Source organism: Kribbella sp. NPDC023972 (genome assembly GCF_040639075.1).
GTDB lineage: Bacteria > Actinomycetota > Actinomycetes > Propionibacteriales > Kribbellaceae > Kribbella.
Map to the genome: position 1 here is coordinate 106,874 of NZ_JBEZZH010000011.1, position 18,356 is coordinate 125,229.

Annotated in this window: 21 protein-coding genes; 4 read left to right on the top strand and 17 right to left on the bottom strand. The window is 67.7% G+C overall.

Features of this window, described 5'->3' with window-relative positions; translation table 11 throughout:
* Positions 1 to 87: 87 nt before the first annotated feature.
* The 11 genes from AB0F43_RS32635 to AB0F43_RS32685 are packed head-to-tail and all read right to left on the bottom strand — an operon-like array spanning position 88 to position 10,987.
* Positions 88 to 858 (bottom strand): hypothetical protein, encoded by a 771-nt coding sequence (locus tag AB0F43_RS32635; RefSeq protein ID WP_360485702.1) that lies wholly within the window; start codon positions 856 to 858, stop codon positions 88 to 90.
* Positions 858 to 1,379: a hypothetical protein gene (locus tag AB0F43_RS32640; protein WP_360485705.1), complete on the bottom strand. Its 522-nt coding sequence runs from the start codon at positions 1,377 to 1,379 to the stop codon at positions 858 to 860. The genes AB0F43_RS32635 and AB0F43_RS32640 overlap by 1 nt, the downstream gene beginning before the upstream one ends.
* Positions 1,376 to 2,668 carry an MlaD family protein gene (locus AB0F43_RS32645; protein ID WP_360485708.1) on the bottom strand — a complete coding sequence of 431 codons (1,293 nt, stop codon included), beginning with the start codon at positions 2,666 to 2,668 and terminating at the stop codon, positions 1,376 to 1,378. Before AB0F43_RS32645 ends, AB0F43_RS32640 begins: the two co-directional genes overlap by 4 nt.
* The gene (locus AB0F43_RS32650) at positions 2,665 to 3,879 is read right to left on the bottom strand and encodes an MCE family protein (RefSeq protein ID WP_360485711.1); all 1,215 of its coding nucleotides are present in this window, start codon (positions 3,877 to 3,879) and stop codon (positions 2,665 to 2,667) included. The genes AB0F43_RS32645 and AB0F43_RS32650 overlap by 4 nt, the downstream gene beginning before the upstream one ends.
* A complete protein-coding gene (locus AB0F43_RS32655) occupies positions 3,876 to 5,063 on the bottom strand; it encodes an MCE family protein (RefSeq protein ID WP_360485713.1) in 1,188 nt (395 codons plus the stop codon). The genes AB0F43_RS32650 and AB0F43_RS32655 overlap by 4 nt, the downstream gene beginning before the upstream one ends.
* On the bottom strand, positions 5,063 to 6,076 hold the full coding sequence (locus AB0F43_RS32660) for an MCE family protein (protein ID WP_360485716.1): 1,014 nt from the start codon (positions 6,074 to 6,076) through the stop codon (positions 5,063 to 5,065). The genes AB0F43_RS32655 and AB0F43_RS32660 overlap by 1 nt, the downstream gene beginning before the upstream one ends.
* Positions 6,073 to 7,107, bottom strand: a complete 1,035-nt coding sequence (locus AB0F43_RS32665; protein WP_360485719.1) for an MCE family protein — start codon at positions 7,105 to 7,107, stop codon at positions 6,073 to 6,075. The genes AB0F43_RS32660 and AB0F43_RS32665 overlap by 4 nt, the downstream gene beginning before the upstream one ends.
* The gene (locus tag AB0F43_RS32670) at positions 7,104 to 8,432 is read right to left on the bottom strand and encodes an MCE family protein (RefSeq protein ID WP_360485722.1); all 1,329 of its coding nucleotides are present in this window, start codon (positions 8,430 to 8,432) and stop codon (positions 7,104 to 7,106) included. The genes AB0F43_RS32665 and AB0F43_RS32670 overlap by 4 nt, the downstream gene beginning before the upstream one ends.
* 4 nt (positions 8,433 to 8,436) lie before the next feature.
* Positions 8,437 to 9,267, bottom strand: coding sequence for an ABC transporter permease (locus AB0F43_RS32675; protein WP_360485725.1), 831 nt, complete (start codon positions 9,265 to 9,267; stop codon positions 8,437 to 8,439).
* A gap of 2 nt (positions 9,268 to 9,269) precedes the next feature.
* A complete protein-coding gene (locus AB0F43_RS32680) occupies positions 9,270 to 10,043 on the bottom strand; it encodes an ABC transporter permease (protein ID WP_360485728.1) in 774 nt (257 codons plus the stop codon).
* On the bottom strand, positions 10,040 to 10,987 hold the full coding sequence (locus AB0F43_RS32685) for an ABC transporter ATP-binding protein (RefSeq protein ID WP_360485731.1): 948 nt from the start codon (positions 10,985 to 10,987) through the stop codon (positions 10,040 to 10,042). Before AB0F43_RS32685 ends, AB0F43_RS32680 begins: the two co-directional genes overlap by 4 nt.
* 395 nt (positions 10,988 to 11,382) lie before the next feature.
* On the opposite strand from AB0F43_RS32685, the gene AB0F43_RS32690 reads away from it, so the two are divergent.
* Together AB0F43_RS32690 and AB0F43_RS32695 are read left to right on the top strand one after the other, a co-directional pair.
* Positions 11,383 to 12,840 carry an alkaline phosphatase PhoX gene (locus tag AB0F43_RS32690; protein WP_360485733.1) on the top strand — a complete coding sequence of 486 codons (1,458 nt, stop codon included), beginning with the start codon at positions 11,383 to 11,385 and terminating at the stop codon, positions 12,838 to 12,840.
* Complete coding sequence (locus tag AB0F43_RS32695; RefSeq protein ID WP_360485736.1) at positions 12,819 to 13,343, top strand: phosphatase PAP2 family protein; 525 nt, start codon at positions 12,819 to 12,821, stop codon at positions 13,341 to 13,343. The genes AB0F43_RS32690 and AB0F43_RS32695 overlap by 22 nt, the downstream gene beginning before the upstream one ends.
* A gap of 49 nt (positions 13,344 to 13,392) precedes the next feature.
* Here AB0F43_RS32695 and rplL read toward each other — a convergent pair whose 3' ends face one another.
* The 4 genes from rplL to AB0F43_RS32715 form a co-directional block, all read right to left on the bottom strand.
* Positions 13,393 to 13,779, bottom strand: a complete 387-nt coding sequence (gene rplL / locus AB0F43_RS32700) for a 50S ribosomal protein L7/L12 (protein WP_360485739.1) — start codon at positions 13,777 to 13,779, stop codon at positions 13,393 to 13,395.
* Positions 13,780 to 13,845: 66 nt separating this feature from the next.
* Positions 13,846 to 14,469 (bottom strand): 50S ribosomal protein L10, encoded by a 624-nt coding sequence (rplJ, locus tag AB0F43_RS32705; protein WP_360485742.1) that lies wholly within the window; start codon positions 14,467 to 14,469, stop codon positions 13,846 to 13,848.
* A 251-nt stretch (positions 14,470 to 14,720) separates the two neighbouring features.
* Complete coding sequence (locus AB0F43_RS32710; protein WP_360485745.1) at positions 14,721 to 15,914, bottom strand: MFS transporter; 1,194 nt, start codon at positions 15,912 to 15,914, stop codon at positions 14,721 to 14,723.
* Entirely contained in the window at positions 15,914 to 16,732 is an 819-nt protein-coding gene (locus AB0F43_RS32715) for an IclR family transcriptional regulator (protein ID WP_360485748.1), read from the bottom strand. Before AB0F43_RS32715 ends, AB0F43_RS32710 begins: the two co-directional genes overlap by 1 nt.
* A gap of 19 nt (positions 16,733 to 16,751) precedes the next feature.
* Here AB0F43_RS32715 and AB0F43_RS32720 point away from each other — a divergent pair, with 19 nt between their 5' ends.
* Entirely contained in the window at positions 16,752 to 16,958 is a 207-nt protein-coding gene (locus AB0F43_RS32720) for a fumarylacetoacetate hydrolase family protein (RefSeq protein ID WP_360485752.1), read from the top strand.
* 49 nt (positions 16,959 to 17,007) lie between these two features.
* The gene (locus tag AB0F43_RS32725; RefSeq protein WP_360485755.1) at positions 17,008 to 17,619 is read left to right on the top strand and encodes an SMI1/KNR4 family protein; all 612 of its coding nucleotides are present in this window, start codon (positions 17,008 to 17,010) and stop codon (positions 17,617 to 17,619) included.
* Here AB0F43_RS32725 and AB0F43_RS32730 read toward each other — a convergent pair.
* Positions 17,576 to 18,046: a type II toxin-antitoxin system VapC family toxin gene (locus AB0F43_RS32730; protein ID WP_360485757.1), complete on the bottom strand. Its 471-nt coding sequence runs from the start codon at positions 18,044 to 18,046 to the stop codon at positions 17,576 to 17,578. The genes AB0F43_RS32725 and AB0F43_RS32730 overlap by 44 nt on opposite strands.
* Positions 18,036 to 18,305: a type II toxin-antitoxin system prevent-host-death family antitoxin gene (locus AB0F43_RS32735; RefSeq protein WP_360485760.1), complete on the bottom strand. Its 270-nt coding sequence runs from the start codon at positions 18,303 to 18,305 to the stop codon at positions 18,036 to 18,038. The genes AB0F43_RS32730 and AB0F43_RS32735 overlap by 11 nt, the downstream gene beginning before the upstream one ends.
* Positions 18,306 to 18,356 lie beyond the last annotated feature (51 nt).

Here is an 18,356-nt window from a genome sequence, read left to right on the forward strand (position 1 = left end):
ATCAACCCGGGTTCTCGAGCGGACTGTGCTACTTACAAGCCACTCCCGCGAGGCGCCCAGGACATCCTGTCCGGAGTCACAAAGAGACTACAGTCCTGCGATCTCCTGGACCAGCCATTGATCGCCGTTTCGGACCATCGTGAACCGGGTCCGGTTCAGATCGACCCGGGGCTTACCCTCCGTGATCGTGCTGGTGGTCGTCTGGTTGACGAAGATGATCAGCGTGACCCGGTCGGCGTCACCGTCGCGCACGCCGACCTCGCGGACCTCGGCCCGCACCGTCGCCTTCGTCTTGGTGGCCAGCTCGCCGGCCACCTTGGCGGTCTCGTCGAACTTCGCGGCGAACTCCGGGGTCATCGTGGCGCGGGCCGCCGCGAAGCTTTTGTCCAGGTCACGGTAGTCGTAGCTGAGCGCGGTCTCGGCCGCCTTGCGCCCGGCCGCGGCCGCCTGGTCCCGGGCATCCTCGGCCTGCTTGCCCTGCCACGCCTTGATCCCGAGCACGACCGCGACGGTCAGCGCCAGCACGACGAGTACGCCGAGCAGCGTCGTCAGCACACGCCCGAGCCCACCACGCCTTTCGTCACTTTCAGTAGCTGACGCAGTCTCGGCAGCAGCCTCCTCAGGGGCTTCGGCGGGCTCTGATGTGGCCGGGGTCACGTCCTCGGCGGCTGTCTCCGGAGCCTTCGTTGTCACCTCGGCCGGGGTTTCGACGGACTCGGAGGTGGCTTCGACTGTCTCGGCGGCTGAGGTTTCGACGGTCTCGGGTTGCGGCGGAGCGGCCGTCGTACCGGCGGGCGAGGTGGACGCGGTACGGCGCTGGCCGGCGATGCGGGGGCGGTTGCGGGAGCGGTCCGGCATCAGCCCACCGCCTGCAGGTCGGCGGTCAGCCAGCGGTCCTTCTCCCGGACCATGTCCAGCTTGATCCGGTAGCGGCGCTGCACGCCCTCGACCGAAGCGGTGTTGGTCACCACCGCGTCCACGATCACCAGGACCTGGGCGGAGTCCTTGTCGTTCGAGACCACCGCGGCCTCCTTCACGTCACCCTTGGACGTCGCCTTGTTCGTCTGCACCTCGGTCTTGACCACGTTCAGCCCGGCCTGGAACTCCTCCTTGAACTGCCCGGTGGAGTCGTCCAGCACCCGCTTGGTGTCGGCGTCCCAGGTCTTGTAGTCGTACGTCGTGAAGTCGAGCGCCAACTGCCGGGCCGCCTTCATCGCGCCCTCCCGCTCGGCCTTGTCCTCGCTCTGCCGGCGCAGCGCGACGACCGAGAGGGTGGCGGCGGCCAGCGCGACCACGAGCAGGACGCTGAGCGCCCAGGCCAGGATCAGTGGGCCCCGCTTGGTGCTGTTGCCAGAAGTCCCAGGGCTAGCAAGAATCACTGTCCGGTCACCGGTCCGAGGATGAGGGCTTTCCAGGAGTCGCTGCCGAGCAGGTCGGCCTGGCCGCCGGTCGAGCCGAGCACCAGCTCCGGCATCCCGCCGGAACCGCCCGCGGCACCGGTGGCCGGGTCGTACCCGATGCCGTACCCGGTCCGGTTCAGATCCGTGCGCGACGAGGGGCTCGGCTTGTTCTGTGCGCCGCGGACGTTGACGCCGCTCGACGGGCTCGCGGTGCAGCCCGCCTTGCTGTTGGCCGGCGTGTCCGTGGTGTCCTGCGGGATCCGGGTGTCGGTCCCGCCGTACCCGGCCCGGCAGGCGGCCGGGCTGAGCCCGAGCACCAGGCCGAAGTGCGCGTCGTAGTGCCCGGTGCCCGGGTCCTTGGCCGGTACGACGTACCCGCCCATCGAGACCGCCGGGTACACCACCAGCAGCTGCTCGACGGCGTCAAGCCGGACCGCGGTCAGTTCGCTCACCGTCAGCAGGTTACCGAGCAGCACCGCGATGTCCGCACGGTTCTCCGAGATCAGCGCGGTCACCTGCTCCGAGGCGCCGGAGCCCTGGTCGATCACCTGGCGGAGGTTCGCGTCCGAGCTGACCAGGGTGTCGGACAGCAGTGCGAGGTTCTTCGCCCAGGTCTTGATCGCGTCGCCGCTGGCCACCTGGGTGGCGAGCACGGTGTCACCGTCGTTGATCAGCTTGATCGTCTGCAGGATGTTCGCGTCCGCGGCGTCGATCAGCGTGCCGGAGTTGTCGATGATCCGCTGCAGGTCGACGCCCCGGCCCTTCAGCGCCGCCCCGAGCTCGCGCACCGTGGTCCGCAGGCTCTCCTTGTCGACCGAGTTGACCAGCTGGTCGAGGTTCAGCAGCAGCTCGGTGGTGTCGATCGGGATCGCGGTGTCCTCGCGGGCGATCCTCGAGTTGTCCCGCAGGTACGGTCCGCCGTCGCGGCGGGGCTGCAGGTCGACGTACTGCTCGCCGATCGCGGACCGGTTCGCGACCACCGCGAGCAGGTCGTTCGGGATCTTCACGCCCTTGTGGATGTCGAGGTTCACCTGGACACCGTCGGACAGCAGTTCGAGCTTGCCGACCCGGCCGACCGGCTGGCCGCGGTACGTCACCTCGGCGCCGGAGAAGATGCCGCCGGACTCGGCGAAGCTGGCGCTGACGGTGTAGTCGTCGTCGAACAGCAACTTGTCCACCTGGGCGTACCTGCCACCCACGTAGGCGACGCCGATCACGGTGATCAGCAGGAACACCATCAGCTGGATCCGGACCGTTCTGGTGATCACTTCGCCACCCCCGGCATCAGGACCTTCGCCAGCTCGGGGTCGAAACCCGAGCGGTTCAGCTTCGGCGTACAGACCGGCGTCCCGAGGATCGTCGTACAGGTGGTCGCCGTACCGGTCGGCACCGGCAGCGACGGCAGGCCGGTGGTCGGGTTGTGCAGCGGGATGCTCAACTGGCCGGTCGGGAGGGCCGTCGGGCCGAGAGTCGGGAGGTTGAGCCCGAGGATGCCCTGCAGAGCCTTCTGGGTGTTCACGTCCAGCGTGATGCCCAGGTTCGTGAAGTCGCCCTGGACGGCCTTGGACGCCGCGTCCGGGAACGGGTAGGTGAACAGCAGCTCGAGCGACTTCGGCAGATCCTCCCCCGCCTGGGCCAGCTTGGTCAGGATCGGGTACAGCGACTGCAGGTTCGCCACCAGGTCCTTCTGTGAGGCGGTGATCACCCGGGTGGCCGTGTTGCCGAGAGTCGCCAGCGCCTGCAGCGTCTTCACGAGGGCCGCCCGCTGCTTGTCCAGGGTGGCGATCGACTTCGGCAGCGAGTCGATCGCGGTCGCCAGCGTCGCCTTCTGCGCGTTCAGCTTCTTGGCCAGCGCGTCGACCGCGGCGATCGCGGTGACTATCCGTGCCTTGTTCTGATCCAGAGTGCCGACGAACGTGTTCAGCTGGGTGAGCACGCTGCGGATGGCCGGCTCGTTACCGGTCAGGGCCTTGTTCAGCTCCTGGGTGATGATCTGCAACTGCGCCACGCCGCCGCCGTTCAGCAGCAGCGAGAGCGCGGACAGGACTTCCTCGACCTCGACGTTGCTGGTGGTTCGCGACAGCGGGATGACCTCATCGTTGTCGAGCCTCCCGCGCGGCTGCTCCGACCCGGTCGGCGCCGACAGCGACACGAACTTCTCACCCAGCAGACTGGTCTGCCGGATCGTCGCCCGCTCGTTGTCCGGCAGCTCCAGGCTCTTCGGCAGCTTGATCCGGACCTTCGCGACGTACCCGTCCAGCCAGACCTTCTCGACCGTGCCGACGGTGACGTCGTCGACCTTCACCGAGGACTTCGGCACCAGGTCGAGTACGTCGGCGAACTCGACGGTGACCGTGTACGACGGCCCCTTGATCTTGGCGCCACCCGGCAACGGCAGCGAGTACACGCTGAAGTCGCACCCGGTCAGCAGCGTGGCCATCGCGAGCAGCCCGGCGACGATCGTCGTACGGCGCCTCATCGGACGAGCCCTCCCAGTGTCGGGTCGACCGGGTCCGGGCTCGACAGCTTCGGCGCCGGCGCCGGGGCCCACGGCGTACCGGCAGGGCCACCGCTGGCCGGCGCGCCACCGGTGAGCTGGCTCAGCAGCGGCAGCTTGGCGAGTGCGTCGACGACCCCCTTCAACGCCGTACAGGTCGACAAGGGCTGGTTCGCCTGCCGCAGAAGCGAGCAGATGAAGGTCGCCGGGTCGTCCAGCTGGGCCAGGTTGACCCGCTGGTCCAGCGTCCCGTACTGCGGGTTGTAGACGCGGGCCAGGTTGCCCAGGCCGAGCGGCGCGGTGTCGAGGACCTCGGCCAGCGCGACCTTCTCCTTGACCAGGATCTGCGACAGGTCGGTGGCGCTCGAGATCGTCGTCTTCAGCAGCGCCCGGTTGTCCTTCACGAACGTGGCGACCTCGCCGAGGGCCGTCGCCAGCAGCGACAGCGCCTTGGCCAGGTCCTGGCGCTCACCGGCCAGGGTGGTCGAGGTGGCGGCGAAGTTCGTGTTGAACTGCCGGACCAGCTGGTCGTTCGCGGCCAGCGCGGACACGAACGTCTGCAACTGCCGGATCGTCGAGAACAGGCTCTGCGAGTTGCCCGCCAGCGTGCCGGTCAGCTTGGACACGTCGGTGATGGTCTGGTTCAGCTTGGCGCCCTGGCCGTTCAGGTTCGTCGCCGAGACGTCCAGCAGCCGCGACAGCGCACCCTGGTCGTTCGCACCCTTCGGGCCGAGCGCAACGGACAGATCGTTCAGGCTCTGGTAGATCTGGTCCAGCTCCAGCGGTACGGCGGTCCGCTCGATCGGAATCTCCGCACCGTCGGCCATCACCTCCCCCTTGGAGTACACCGGGGTGAGCTGCACGTACCGGTCGGCCACGATCGACGGGGCCGCGATCACCGCCTTGGCGGTGGCCGGCACCTTGTGCTTGGCCTCCCACCAGAACTTCACCCGCACGGTCCGGCCGGCCGGGGTGACACTCTCCACCTCACCGACCTTGATACCGAGGATCCGGACGTCGGAGCCGGGGTAGATCGACACCGCCCGCGGGAAGTACGCCGTGGCACTCACCCGGTCGGGTTTCGGCCAGAGCGTGATCGCGCTGACCGCGAGGATCACCAGGACCACCGCGATCGCGACCAGCCGGGACAACGACGCGACCTTCATCAGCCGCCACCTCCCAGAATCGGCGGCAGCCCGGGAATCGGAACCCGCGGCGCCGGGATCTCGGGGACCGGCACGAGGTTCTGCAGGTAGACGTCGAACCATGGGCCGGTGCCGAGCGTGTTGGTGAAGACGCGGACGAACGGCGCCAGCCCCTTGATACTGGCGTCCAGGTCCTGCTGGTTCTTCAGCAGCACCGCCAGGACGGCGTTCACCTTCTGCAGTGTCGGCCCGAGGTCCTTGCGGTTCTCCCGGACCAGCGCGGTGATCTGGGCGGACAGCTTCTGCGTCGACACCAGCAACTGGTGGATCAGCGCCCGCCGGGCCTGCACAGCCTGGAAGACGGTGTTGCCGTCCTTCATCAGCTTGATCAGCTGCTGGTTGCGGTCGGCAAGGACTTTGGTGACCACGTTCGAGTGCTGCAGCAACAGCTTCAGCTGCTCGTCGCGCTTGGCCACGTTCCGGGACAGCCGGGACAGGCCGGTCAGCGACGCCTGCACCTCTTCGGGCGTGTTCTGGAAGGTGGTCGACAGCGTGTCCAGGGCCTTGGCCAGCTGGGCGGTGTCGATCCGCTCGGTGGTGTTCGCGAGATCGCTGAACGCGTCCACCACGTCGTACGCCGAGATGGTCCGGGCCAGCGGGATCTCGGCGCCGGCCTTGAGCTGACCGGAGCCGGCCGGGTTCAGCTTGAGGTACTTCTGCCCGAGCAAGGTCTTGATCTTCATCTCCGCGCCGGTCTGGTCGCCGAGTTTCACACCCTTGTCCACCACGAAGTCGACCCGGACATGGGTGCCATCGAGCTCGACCTTGCGGACCTGCCCGACCCGGACGCCGGCCACCCGGATCTCGTCATTCGGCTTCAGCCCGCCGGCCTCGGAGAACTGCGCGGAGTACTTCGTCCCGCCACCGATCAGCGGCAGGTCCTGCGCCTTGAACGCGGCCAGCATGATCAGGCCGAGCACCGTCAGGCCGATCACGCCGACGGTCACCTGGTTCTGTTCGCGGAACGGCTTCACGGCTTCCTGCACCTCGCCGAGTTGTTGTCGTAGGCGACCGGGACGCGGGTCCCGGTCGGCAGCGTGACGTTGCCGTCGAAGTTGCACAGGTAGAAGTTGAACCAGGAGCCGTACGTCGCGGTCCGGGTCATCGTGTTCAGCTTTTCCGGCATGTTCTGCAGCGTCTTCACCCAGATCCCCTGGGTGTCGTCCAGCGTGGTCGCGACCGTGCGGAGCCGGGCCAGGTCGGCCTTGAGCGGCACCCGGGTCTGCTGCAGCAGGCCGGCCGTCTTGGTGTTCAGCGAGTTGATCGAGCCGACCGAGTTCAGGATCGGGTTGATGTCCTGGCTGAGCCCGGTGATGAACTGCTGCAGGTTCACCAGCAGCTGGGAGAAGTTCTGCTGCCGCTGGGAGACGATCTGCAGGGTCGAGGTCAGGTTGGTGATCAGGTCGCCGATCACCTGGTCCGCGTCGGCCAGGGTCGTGGTCAGCGACGCCGTCTTGGCCAGCAGCGACTCGATCGTGCCGCCTTCGCCTTGCAGCACCTTGATCACCTCGAACGCGAACTGGTTCACGTCCGCCGGGGTGAGCGCGGTGAACAGCGGCTTGAACCCGTTGAACAGCACGGACAGATCCAGCGCCGGCGCGGTCCGCTCCTTCGGGATCACGCCATTCGCCTTCAGCCGCTCACCGCCACCGACACCGTCGGTGAGCGCGATGTAGCGGTTGCCGACCAGGTTCCGGTACCGCAGCGTGGCGCGGGTCGACGTGTCCAGGACCTGGTCGGAGTCGACGCTGAACGTCACCATCGCCAAGGTGTCCTGGTAGAGCGCGATCTTGTCGACCTGGCCGACCTTCACACCGGCGATCCGGATGTCGTCACCCTTGTTCAGCCCGACCGCGTCGGTGAAGACGGCCTTGTACTTCGTCGTCGGGTTGAAACTGATGTTCCCGATCGTCACCGCCAGCAGCGCGGTCGCGACCGTGGTGACCACGATGAAGATCGCCAGCCGCACGGTGTCGAACGTCGTCTTCCGGTCCAGGATCTTCACTTCAGGTTCACCTGTCCTCCGCGAAGCAGCGGGCCGACCATCAGGGTGGTCAGATCCGGTACGTCGGACGGCGCCACGCCCAGCTCCGGAGCGACGACCGAGTCGATCACCTTCTGCTCGGCCGGCGTACCGACGCCTTGGGTGTCCATGTCGAAGCCTGGCATCGCGCGGTTCAGCTGCAGGTTCAGCGGGAATCGCTCGTTCTTGTTGTGATCGCCGATCACGCCGTCCTCACCGGTGATGTACGGCGCCGGGTTCTGCTGGTTGTACGGACCCGGCTTCGCGCCCGGGTGGCTGTAGTTCTTCCCAACACAGACGGGCCCGCGGCGGTCCTTGTACGCCGGCAGCTCGTTCGGCTGGTACGGCGTCGGCTGGTTGGTGATCAGCTCCAGGTTGATGTTCAGCCGGCCGTCGCGGAACGTGTCGTTCAGGATCGGCGCGGTGTCGGTCATCACCTTGAGGAAGCACGGGAACTCCGGCGAGTACCGCTCCAGCAGGTCGAGCACCGGCCGGCTCACCTCGCCGAGCCGGATCACCCGGTCCTCGTTCTCCTTCAGGAACGTGTTCGTCGTCCCCGACAAGGTCTGGACGTCGACGAAGAACTTCTGGAGTTGCACCTCCTTCTCCACCACCGTGTTGCCGGTGATGGTCAGGTTGCGCAGCGCCCGGACCAGGTCGGGTGTCGCGTCGCCGTACAGCTGGGAGACCTGGGTGAGCTTGGTCAGCGCGGCCATCAGCTTCGGGACGTTCGGGTTCAGCTTCTTCAGGTACGCGTCCAGCTGGGTCAGCGTGCCGGCGATCTCGGCACCACGGCCCTCGAGTGCGGTGGCCAGCGTGTTCAGGGTGGCGTTCAGGTCGGCCGGGTCGACCGCCTGCAGCAGCGGCAGCGCGTCGTTCAGCACCTTCTCGATCTCGATGCCGACCGCGGTCTTGTCCCGCGAGATCACGTCACCGGCCTTGATGTGCCGGCCCCGCGGTCCGGTCGGCGGGACCAGCGAGACGTACTTCTCGCCGAACAGCGTCTTCGGCAGGATCCGGGCGCTGACCGCGCTGGAGATCTCGTCCACCTGGTCCGGCTTGAGCGCCAGCTCGACCGTCGCCTCGTTGCCGTCGGTGGACACGCTGCGCACCTCGCCGACGATGATGCCGCGCAGCTTCACGTCGGCATGCCTGTTCAGCTGCAGGCCGATGTGGCTGGTCTTCAGCTTCACGTCGACGGTGTCGGTGAAGACCTTGGCGTAGAAGGCGTAGGTCAGCCAGAGCAGGAAGCACAGTACGCCGATGAACGCGACGCCCAGCACCTTGTGCGGCATGGCTCTCCTCATGGCGCTACCCCGCCAGCCTGACCGTGGTCGTCGTACCCCAGATCGCCATCGACAGCAGCAGGTCGACGACGTTGATGACGACGATGGAGGTCCGGACCGCACGGCCGACCGCGACGCCCACACCGGCCGGGCCGCCGGTCGCGTGGTAGCCGTGGTAGCAGTGAACCAGGATCACCAGGACGGAGAAGACGAGGACCTTCCCGAACGACCACAGCACGTCCCCGGGTGGCAGGAAGAGATGGAAGTAGTGGTCGTACGTGCCGGTGCTCTGGCCGTAGAACATGGTCACGGTGAGCCGGGTGGCGAAGTACGACGCGAGCAGGCCGACGACGTACAGCGGGATGACGGCGACCAGGCCGGCGATGATCCGGGTGGTGACCAGGAACGGCAGCGACGGGATCGCCATCACCTCGAGGGCGTCGATCTCCTCGCTGATCCGCATCGCGCCGAGCTGGGCGGTGAAGCCGCAGCCGACCGTCGCGGCCAGCGCGATGCCGGCGATCAGCGGGCCGATCTCGCGGGTGTTGATGTACGCGCTGACGAACCCCGCGAAGGCCGAGGTGCCGATCTGGTTCAGTGCCGAGTAGCCCTGCAGGCCGACCTCGGTGCCGGTGAAGAAGGCCAGGAAGGTGATCACGCCGACGGTCCCGCCGATCACCGCGAGGGCACCGGTGCCGAGCGTCACCTCGGCCAGCAGCCGGAGGATCTCCTTGCGGTACCGGGTGATCGACTTGCCGGACCAGGCAAGTGCCTTGAGATAGAAGGCGAGCTGCTCGCCGAGCCGATCGAGTGAGTTGAGCGGCTTCTTGACGAAGGTGTCGACGAGGGCTGACACGGTCAGGCCCCCTTCGGCGGGACGAGCTGGAAGTAGATCGCCGTCATCGCGAAGTTCGCGACGAACAGCAGCATGAAGGTGATGACGACGGACTGGTTCACCGCGTCGCCGACCCCCTTCGGCCCGCCACCGGCGTTCACACCCTTGTACGACGCCACGACCGCGGCGATGAACCCGAACACCAGGGCCTTCGCCTGTCCCTGCCACAGATCGGGCAGATGGGCGAGCGCGGTGAAGGACGCTATGTAACTGCCTGGCGTCCCGTCCTGGAGTACGACGTTGAAGACGTAGCCCCCCATCACGCCTACGACGCTGACGAAGCCGTTCAGGAAGAACGCGACCAGCATCGTCGCCAGCACCCGCGGCACCACCAGCCGCTGGATCGGGTCGATGCCGAGCACCATCATCGCGTCCAGTTCCTCGCGGATCTTGCGCGCGCCCAGGTCGGCACAGATCGCCGAGCCTCCGGCGCCCGCGATCAGCAGCGCGGTCGCGATCGGCGACGCCTCCCGGACCACGGCCAGCACGGCGGCCGAGCCGGTGAACGCCTGGGCGCCGAACTGCTTGATCAGGCCGCCGACCTGCAGCGCGATCACCGCGCCGAACGGAATGGCGACCAGCGCGGTCGGGATGATGGTCACGCTGGCGACGAACCAGGCCTGCTGCAGGAACTCCCGCAGCTGGAACGGCCGCCGGACCGACGCCCGGGCGGTGTCGAGGGCGAAGGAAAACAGCGAGCCGGCATGCTTCAGCGGGGCGGTTGCGGAAGCTGTCACGTTACCCCCACCACATCTGCGGCGAAGGAACCGGGCGGCGGGGTGACCCCGTTCTCACGGCACCACTCGCCGGGCGGGCGCTGGGTCGGCCGGATCACGCCGCTGCTCGGCAGTTGCTGCAGCGGGATCGGCGGCAGCGGCGGCAGCTCCTGGTCCGCCTCGCGGGCCAGTTCGTCGGCGTCCTTCTCCTCGGACATGCCGATCGGGCCGACCCGCTGCGCGTTCAGGAACTGGCGGACCACCGGCTCCTCGCTGGACAGCAGCATCTCCCGCGGGCCGAACATCGCCAGGTGGCGGTGGTACAGCAGGCCGATGTTGTCCGGCACCGTCCGCGCGGTGTTGATGTCGTGGGTCACGATCAGGCAGGTCGCCTGGGTCATCTCGTTCAGGTCGATGATCAGCTGGTTCAGGAACGCCGTACGCACCGGGTCCAGACCGGAGTCCGGCTCGTCGAACAGCAGGATCTCGGGCTCGAGCACCAGCGCGCGGGCCAGCCCGGCCCGCTTGCGCATCCCGCCGGAGATCTCGCCCGGCAGCTTCCGCTCCGCGCCGACCAGGCCGACCATCTCCATCTTCTCCATCACGATGGAGCGGATCTCGGCCTCGGACTTCTTGGTGTGCTCGCGCAGCGGGAAGGCGACGTTGTCGTAGAGGTTCATCGAGCCGAACATCGCGCCGTCCTGGAACAGCACGCCGAACAGTTTGCGGATCTCGTACAGCTGCCGCTCGCTGCAGGTGGCGATATCGGTGCCCTCGATGTGGACGTGACCCTTGTCCGGCTTGAGCAGGCCGATCAGCGTCTTCAGGAAGACGGACTTCCCGGTTCCGGACGGGCCGAGCATCACGCAGATCTCACCGGCCGGCAGCGTCAGGGACACGTCGCCCCAGATCAGCTGGCTGCCGAAGGACTTGGTGAGACCTTCGACGCGGACTTCTACGCCCACCTGGCCCTCCTGATCGGTCTGCCTCACGGGATGTCTGACTGCCCCCGACCGACGACGTTCTGCCGTTTCAACGACGGGACGGTTGCCTAGGTTACGCACGAGTACGGTTTTGCGTAACCCCCGGATGTCAAGCGACGGTGACCGATGCGTCACGCTCCGGTCACGCCGATCACGGTGTGCTGATCGGTGCGACACATTGTGCTGATCCGCACGCGGCTCCGGGTGATCCTAGCGGCTGTCCAGGGTTGGGGTACGCCGCCCGCCAATCCAGGACTGAACTGGTATCGCAGCGCAAACGACTCGACACAGATCGCGACCGAAGGCCCGAGATCTGTCCGGAAACCGGGCCGAAAGCTAGCGTCAGTGAAGGGATTCGACGCCGAGAGGGGACCCGGATGAGCATCGAACGACGGACGTTCCTGCGAGGAAGCGCGGCGGTCGCGGGCGGTGTGCTCGCGGGCGGGCCGTTCCAGGGATTCGTGGCGCAGCAGGCCACGGCGGCGCCGAGCGGCCGGATGCCGGTGCTGCAAGCGATTCCGGACCAGCGCGATGGCAAGGTCCGCCTGCACCTACCGGAGGGGTTCGCCTACCGGTCCTTCCACGACACGGAGTTCCCGGTCGTGCTGAACGACGGCACCAGGCTGCCCGGCCGGCACGACGGCATGGGCGCCTTCAAGCGGCGCAACGGCAACGTCATCCTCGTCCGCAACCACGAGCTGAACAACCCGGGCGCTCCGTTCGGGCCTGGTACGCCGTACGACGCGATGGCACAGGGCGGTACGACGACGATCGAGGTGACGCGGTTCGGTCACGTGGTCCATGCCTTCACCAGCCTGAACGGGACGATGATGAACTGCAGCGGCGGGATCATGCCGTGGGGCAGCTGGGTCACCTGCGAGGAAACGGTGAACGGGCCCGACGTCGGACCGGACTTCACCGGGGTGTCGAACGTGCCGCTGACCAAGCCGCACGGCTACGTCTTCGAGGTCCCTGTCCGCGGTCAGTCCGACCGGCAGCCGATCACCCATGCCGGGCGGTTCGCGCACGAGGCCGTCTCCTTCGATCCGCGCGACGGGATCCTCTACTTGACCGAGGACAACTTCGCCTTCCCGTCCGGGTTCTTCCGCTACCGCCCGCCGAAGAACCCGATGAAGTGCGGCCGGCTGCTGGACGGTGGCCGGCTCCAGATGCTCGCCGTCAAAGGCCGGCCGAACCTGAACCTGGCCGCCGAGCAGCCCCGGCGAGCGACGTACGACGTGGAGTGGGTCGACATCGACGACCCGGCTCCGACGTTCCCGTACACGCCCGGCCAGACCGCGCCGACGACGAACGACGAGGCCCTCGTGTACGTCGGTGACCAGGGCCGGGACCAGGGAGCGGCGTACTTCTCCCGGCTGGAAGGCCAGGTGTACGACAACAACGTCGTGTACTTCTGCTCGACCCAGGGTGGTGGCCCGGCGGAGACCGGCCCGGATTCGGTCAACGGTTACGGCAACGGCTTCGGCCAGGTCTGGGCGTACCACACCCGGGCGCGGAAGCTGCAGCTGATCTACCAGTCGCCGAACCGGGAGACGCTCGACTTCCCGGACAACGTGACGACCAGCAAGCGCGGCACCCTGGTGCTCTGCGAGGACAACGTTGACGACAACTACCTGCGCGGCCTGTCCCGGGGCGGTCGGCTGTGGGACATCGCGCTGAACCGGCTCACCAGCAGCACCGGCGCGCCACGCTTCAACGACGAGTTCGCCGGCTCGACCTTCAGCCCTGACGGGCACACGCTGTTCGTGAACATCCAGGCCAGTCGCGGTATGACGTTCGCCATCTGGGGACCATGGCATCGGATTGGCGTCTGAGGGGCGAGGAGGACGTCCTCGTCTGGCTGCATGACGACGACGCGTCGGCTGCCCAGGTGGTCAGTGACCTGACCGAGCTGGCGCCGCTCGCAGCCGTCGCCGTCGTCGTTCTGCTGGCGCTCCTCGTCCTGCGCCGGTGGCGCGACGCACTCTTCGTCACGACCGGTGTCGGGGTGGTGTGGGCGGTGAATCCACTCCTGAAGCAACTCGTGGGCCGGTCGCGGCCGGATCTCTGGCCGCTGCCGGCGGACGTGTCCGAGTACAGCTTTCCGAGCGGTCACGCGGCAAACACGACGGCCCTCATCGGTGCGCTGGTGCTGATCCTGCGAAAGCGCTGGCCGGCGGTTGCCGGAGTGGTCGTCGTGGTGGCGGCCGGATGGGCTCAGCTGGCCCTCGGGCGGCACTACCCGACCGACGTACTCGCCGGGTGGTTGTGGGCGCTGGCCTGGGTCGGCTTGCTCCAGAACGTGCTCCGAAACATGACGAAGGGCGGCCCTGGATAGGACCGCCCTTCGGCGTACTGCTGGGTTGTGCGGTCGGAGACCGCACAGGTCACTTCAGGGTGACGGTGGCGCCGGCGCCCTCGAGGGCCTCCTTGGCCTTCTCCGCGGCAGCCTTGTCGACCTTCTCCAGGATCGCCTTCGGAGCCGACTCGACCAGGTCCTTGGCCTCCTTCAGCCCAAGGCTGGTGAGACCGCGCACCTCCTTGATGACCTGGATCTTCTTGTCGCCGGCGCTCTCGAGAACGACGTCGAACTCGTCCTGCTCCGCAACCTCTTCGGCAGCGGCAGCCGGCGCGCCCGGGGCGGCGGCAACGGCGACCGGGGCGGCGGCGGTGACGCCGAACTCCTCCTCGAACGCCTTAACGAACTCCGACAGCTCCAGCAGGGTCAGTTCCTTGAACTGGCCGAGGAGCTCTTCGGTGCTGAGCTTCGCCATGGTGGCGGTCCTTCCTAACTGTGGTGCTTCGTGATCACTGATGGGGTACTACGGGTGAGATTCGCTTCAGCTGTCCGCTGCAGCGGTCTCCTCGGTGCTCGCCTCGGCAGGTGCCTCGACCGTGTCCTGCACGGCCGGCGCCTCGTCCGCCCCTTGATCCTGCGCTGGGGCGGCCTCGGCCGGCAGCTTCTCCTGCAGCGCCGCGAACAGGCGCGCGGCCTGCGACAGCGGAGCAGCGAACAGCGACACCGCTTGCTGCGGAGCCGCCTTCATCGCACCTGCGAGCTTCGCGAGGAGAACCTCACGCGACTCCAGGTCAGCGAGTTTGTTGATCTCGTCAGAGCCGAGTGCCTTGCCGTCCAGCACTCCACCCTTGATGACGAGCATGGGGTTCGCCTTGGCGAAGTCACGCAGTCCCTTGGCCGCAACCACCGGGTCGCCCTTGATGAAGGCGATGGCCGACGGACCCTCGAGCAGCGAGTCGAACGACTCGACACCCGCGTCCTTGGCCGCGATCTTGGTCAGCGTGTTCTTCACCACGGCGTAGTTCACTTCGTCACCGAGCGCAGTGCGCAGTTGCCGCAGCTGCGCCACGGTGAGCCCGCGGTACTCGGTCAGCACGGCGCCGTTCGAGCTACGGAACTCGTCCGTGAGCTCGGCGACAGCGGCTGCCTTGTCCGGCCTCGCCATGGGGTCTCCTTCCGCCCTGCGTACACAGGGTTTGCCTGGTTCACCTCGACCCCGGGCCGCCCCACTCAAAAGAAAACGCCCCTGCGCAGGCGCAAGGGCGTGAACATTCGTACTGCTGTCACACTGTCCAAGTCACCTACGCGGGCCGCCCACTCAAGCGTGGGACCTTCAGTCACTCGAAAGTGACGACCAGCGGTCTTCGGCAGCATTCAGTGTGCCTGATCTTGACGCGGGAACCAAATCGGTCCCCATCAGGCCGGCCGGTCCGGGACCGGATGTGGCGGAATCCATCGGTGCATCGCGGTAGCGGCCGCCCAGCCGGTGGCCGCCATGATCACGATCGCCGGCGCCAGCCCGAGGACGGCGGTCGCCCCGGCCACCAACAACGGCCCGGCCCCGTTCCCGGTATCGGCGAACAACCTGAAAGCACCCAGGAACTGCGCCCGCCCGACCGTTGGAGACGCATCGGCTCCCAGCGTCATGATCACCCCGGAGCCGAGCCCGTTCCCCACCCCCATCAGCAACGCGACCGCGGTCAACGTGACGGTCGAATGCGTCAGCGGCAGCAACAGATGAGCGAGCCCGAGGACGAGCATCGACGGTACGGCGACCCACTTCCGGCCGAGGCGGTCCATCACCGACCCGGCCGGATAGAACAGCAGCATGTCCACCGCGCCGGACAGCCCGAAGATGATGCTGGTGGTCTGCGGATCGAGCCCGATGTGCAATGCCCACAGCGGAATCACCACCTGTCGCGACGCCCGGACCGCACCGACCAGCAGCGCGCCGACGCCAAGGGTCCGCAGCACCGGCAGGTGGTCCCGGATCACGGCCCACGTCGACTGGGCCGCGACCGGCCGGCTCCCGCGCGTACGCCGTACCGACTCGAGGTCAGGCAGGCTCAGCAGGACCCCGCAGGCCAGGACCGCGGCCACGAGGTGGACCCAGTAGGCGCCGTCGGTGCCGAGGAACTTCATCGCGAACGCGCCCAGGAACGGGCCGATGAACGAACCGATCCGCTGCACACCACCGAGCGTGGACAGCGCCCGGGCCCGCAGCTCGATCGGCACGGCCTCGCTCAGGTAGGCCTGGCGGGCCAGTCCCCAGACCGCTCCGGCCAGTCCGGTGGCGCCGATCGCGATCGCGAGACCCCAGACCGTCGGAACGAGCAGGCAGGCGACCAAGGCCAGTGCGACCAGGCCGGTCGCGAGCAGCATCGCGTGTCGTTCACCGATCTTGTTGGTGAGCGCACCGGCGGGGATGTCACCGATCACCTGGCCGAGCCCCGCGGCCGCCACGACCAGCCCGGCGACCGCGACCGAAGCGCCGAGATGCGTTGCGGACACGGCCACGACCGGCGCGATCGCCCCTTGCCCGATGCCGTAGAGCAGGGCAGGAAGGTAGACCGACGGAGCGATGCGCCAAAGACTTGACCGCTCGGCCATCAGCGGCCACCTGCTCTCGTCGTACAGCGGTCACGCTCGGCCGATGTCGCCCCCAGCAACTCCGACACCGACCACGCCGCCGGGACGATCAGCTCGCCGAACTCCTCCAGCCGCTCCGCGGGCAGCCGCAGCTCCGGCCCGGAGATCGACAGACAGCCGACGACCTGGCCGGAGAAGTCGAAGACCGGCGCCGCGACCGACCTGATTCCCGGTGTCCGCTCGGACATCGACTTGGCGAAGCCCTTGGTCCGGATCTCGGCCAGCTGAGCGGCCAGGACGACGGGATCCGTGATGGTCTGCGGGAGCACCTGCTCGAGCGGAGCGGCCAGCACCTCGGCCTGCCGCTCCCACGGCGAGAACGCGAGCAGCACCTTGCCCGGAGCCCCGAGCGGCAGCGGCACCGGAATTCCGAACTCCGTGTAGGTACGACGCAACTGGTGCCGGCTCTCGACCTGGTCCAGGACGACGCGCTGCCCGGTCGGCAGCAACTCGTGCACCGCCGCGGTCTCCTCGGTCTCGTCCCGGAGCGCGCGCAGGACTGGCATCGCGGCGTCGCGCAGACCGGCCGGGATCCCGCCGCTGTGAGCCAACTGGGCGACCAGCGGACCGATCGCGTAGCGGCGGTGTGCCGTCTGACGGATCAGGCCGTTCTCCTGCATCGCCAGCAGGAGCCGGTGCACGGTGCTGGTGGACAGACCGGTGGCACGGGCCAGGTCACTGATGCCCAGGTCAGGGGTGCGGGCGTCGAAGCACCGCAGGATCGCCACCGCCCGGTCGATGGATTGCACCGATCCCCGGCGGATCTCGTGTTCCTGCATGGCGAAAGATTATCCCACGATGCGGGAACAGATCCGGATCGCGGGGTGGTGCTCGCCGCCGGGCTGGGGTTCGACGACGAGGCGCTCGACTACGGTGTCGAACATGGCCTTCAGCCCGGCGTTCCTGATCAGCTTCCACAGCAAGGTGATACCGCTCCACCCCGGCGACGTCATCTCCACCGGCACCCCGGGTGCGGTCCACATCAACCCGGGCGACGTGGCGTGATCCGCATCCCGGGTGTCGGCGTACTGACCAACCCGGTGACCGCAGGCCGATGACCATCAGCGAGTCCTGGCAGCAGATCGACGCGTGGCTGGCGCGGCATGCAGCGGCGACGTACGCCGTACTCGCCGCACCAGCCACCGACGCGGACCTCCAAGCCTGCAACGCCGTGGTCGAGTTGCCGCCCGAGCTGGTCGAGTCGCTGCGCTGCCACAACGGCCTCACCGACTGGGCCAACATCCTCCCCGAGGGCGCACCGTCCAGCACGACCGAGATCGCCGCCAACTGGCAACTCCGGATGGAGCTGGCCGCCGACTTCGACGGCTTCACCGTCCACCCACCCAACGCCGAGCCCTACTGGCACTCATCCTGGATCCCGTACGCCGACTCCGAGGGCGACCTCCAGATCATCGACCTCCGCCCGGGCCGGGCCTACGGCCGCGTCGGCATCGCCTACCACGACGGCACCGCCGACTTCACCGAGTCGTTCCCCGACCTCACGACGTACCTGGAAGCCGTAGCCCACGCCCTCAGCCACGGCACCGGCGTCAACAACTGGTACCCCTACCTCACCACCCACCAGGAACTCTGGTGGGACCAGGGCCCCGACAAGACCTCGGTCAACGATGAACCCCTGGTCTCGGCCTTCCGTCGGGATGGCTGACCGGGACCAAGGTCAGGAGGTCCTCGAGGCCCTTGAAGTCGTCGGGGTTGATCGTGAAGAGGGGCAGACCTTCGGCGATGGCGGTGCTGGCGATCATCAGGTCGGCGATGCGACCTCGCGGCGACCGACCGGCAGCAACGACAGCGGCGCACAGCCGCCCGTAGATCCGGGCGGCGTCGGCACCGAACGGGATCGGATCGAATTCATTCTCCGCACGCTGAAGGACGTCCATCCGCAGGGCGCGCTCCAAGTGCTCGTCGTACTCGTTCTGCTCGCCGTTGCTCCGCACCTGATGCGGTCCCGCAGACAGTTCGGCCAAAGTGACGGCGGTGATGGCCATCTCGTCCGGCAGTTCGGCAGGGTCGATCTCCGCCCGAAGGATGACCACGTTCGTGTCGAGCAGTCCCTGCCGGCGCTCACCGGGCATACGGGTCGTCCAACTGGTGATCAGCGAAGGCGTCCTGATCGGCCCGGAAGCTGTCCAGCGACATCTTCGGGGCCGTGCGAGACATGGCGGCGAACTCCTCACGCGGAACGAACCGACGCCGGTGGCGCAGCGGGATCAGCTCACCGATGCGGTGACCATCCCTTGTGACCGTGAAGGACTGACCGTTCTGCACGGCGTCCATGATCTCCTTCGACCGAGTGCGCAGGTCGCGTTGAGTGATCTCAGGTTGCCCGTTCATAGGACCAGGATAGCCATGGCGCGGCACCGGGTGCTACCGCGTAGCACCGGG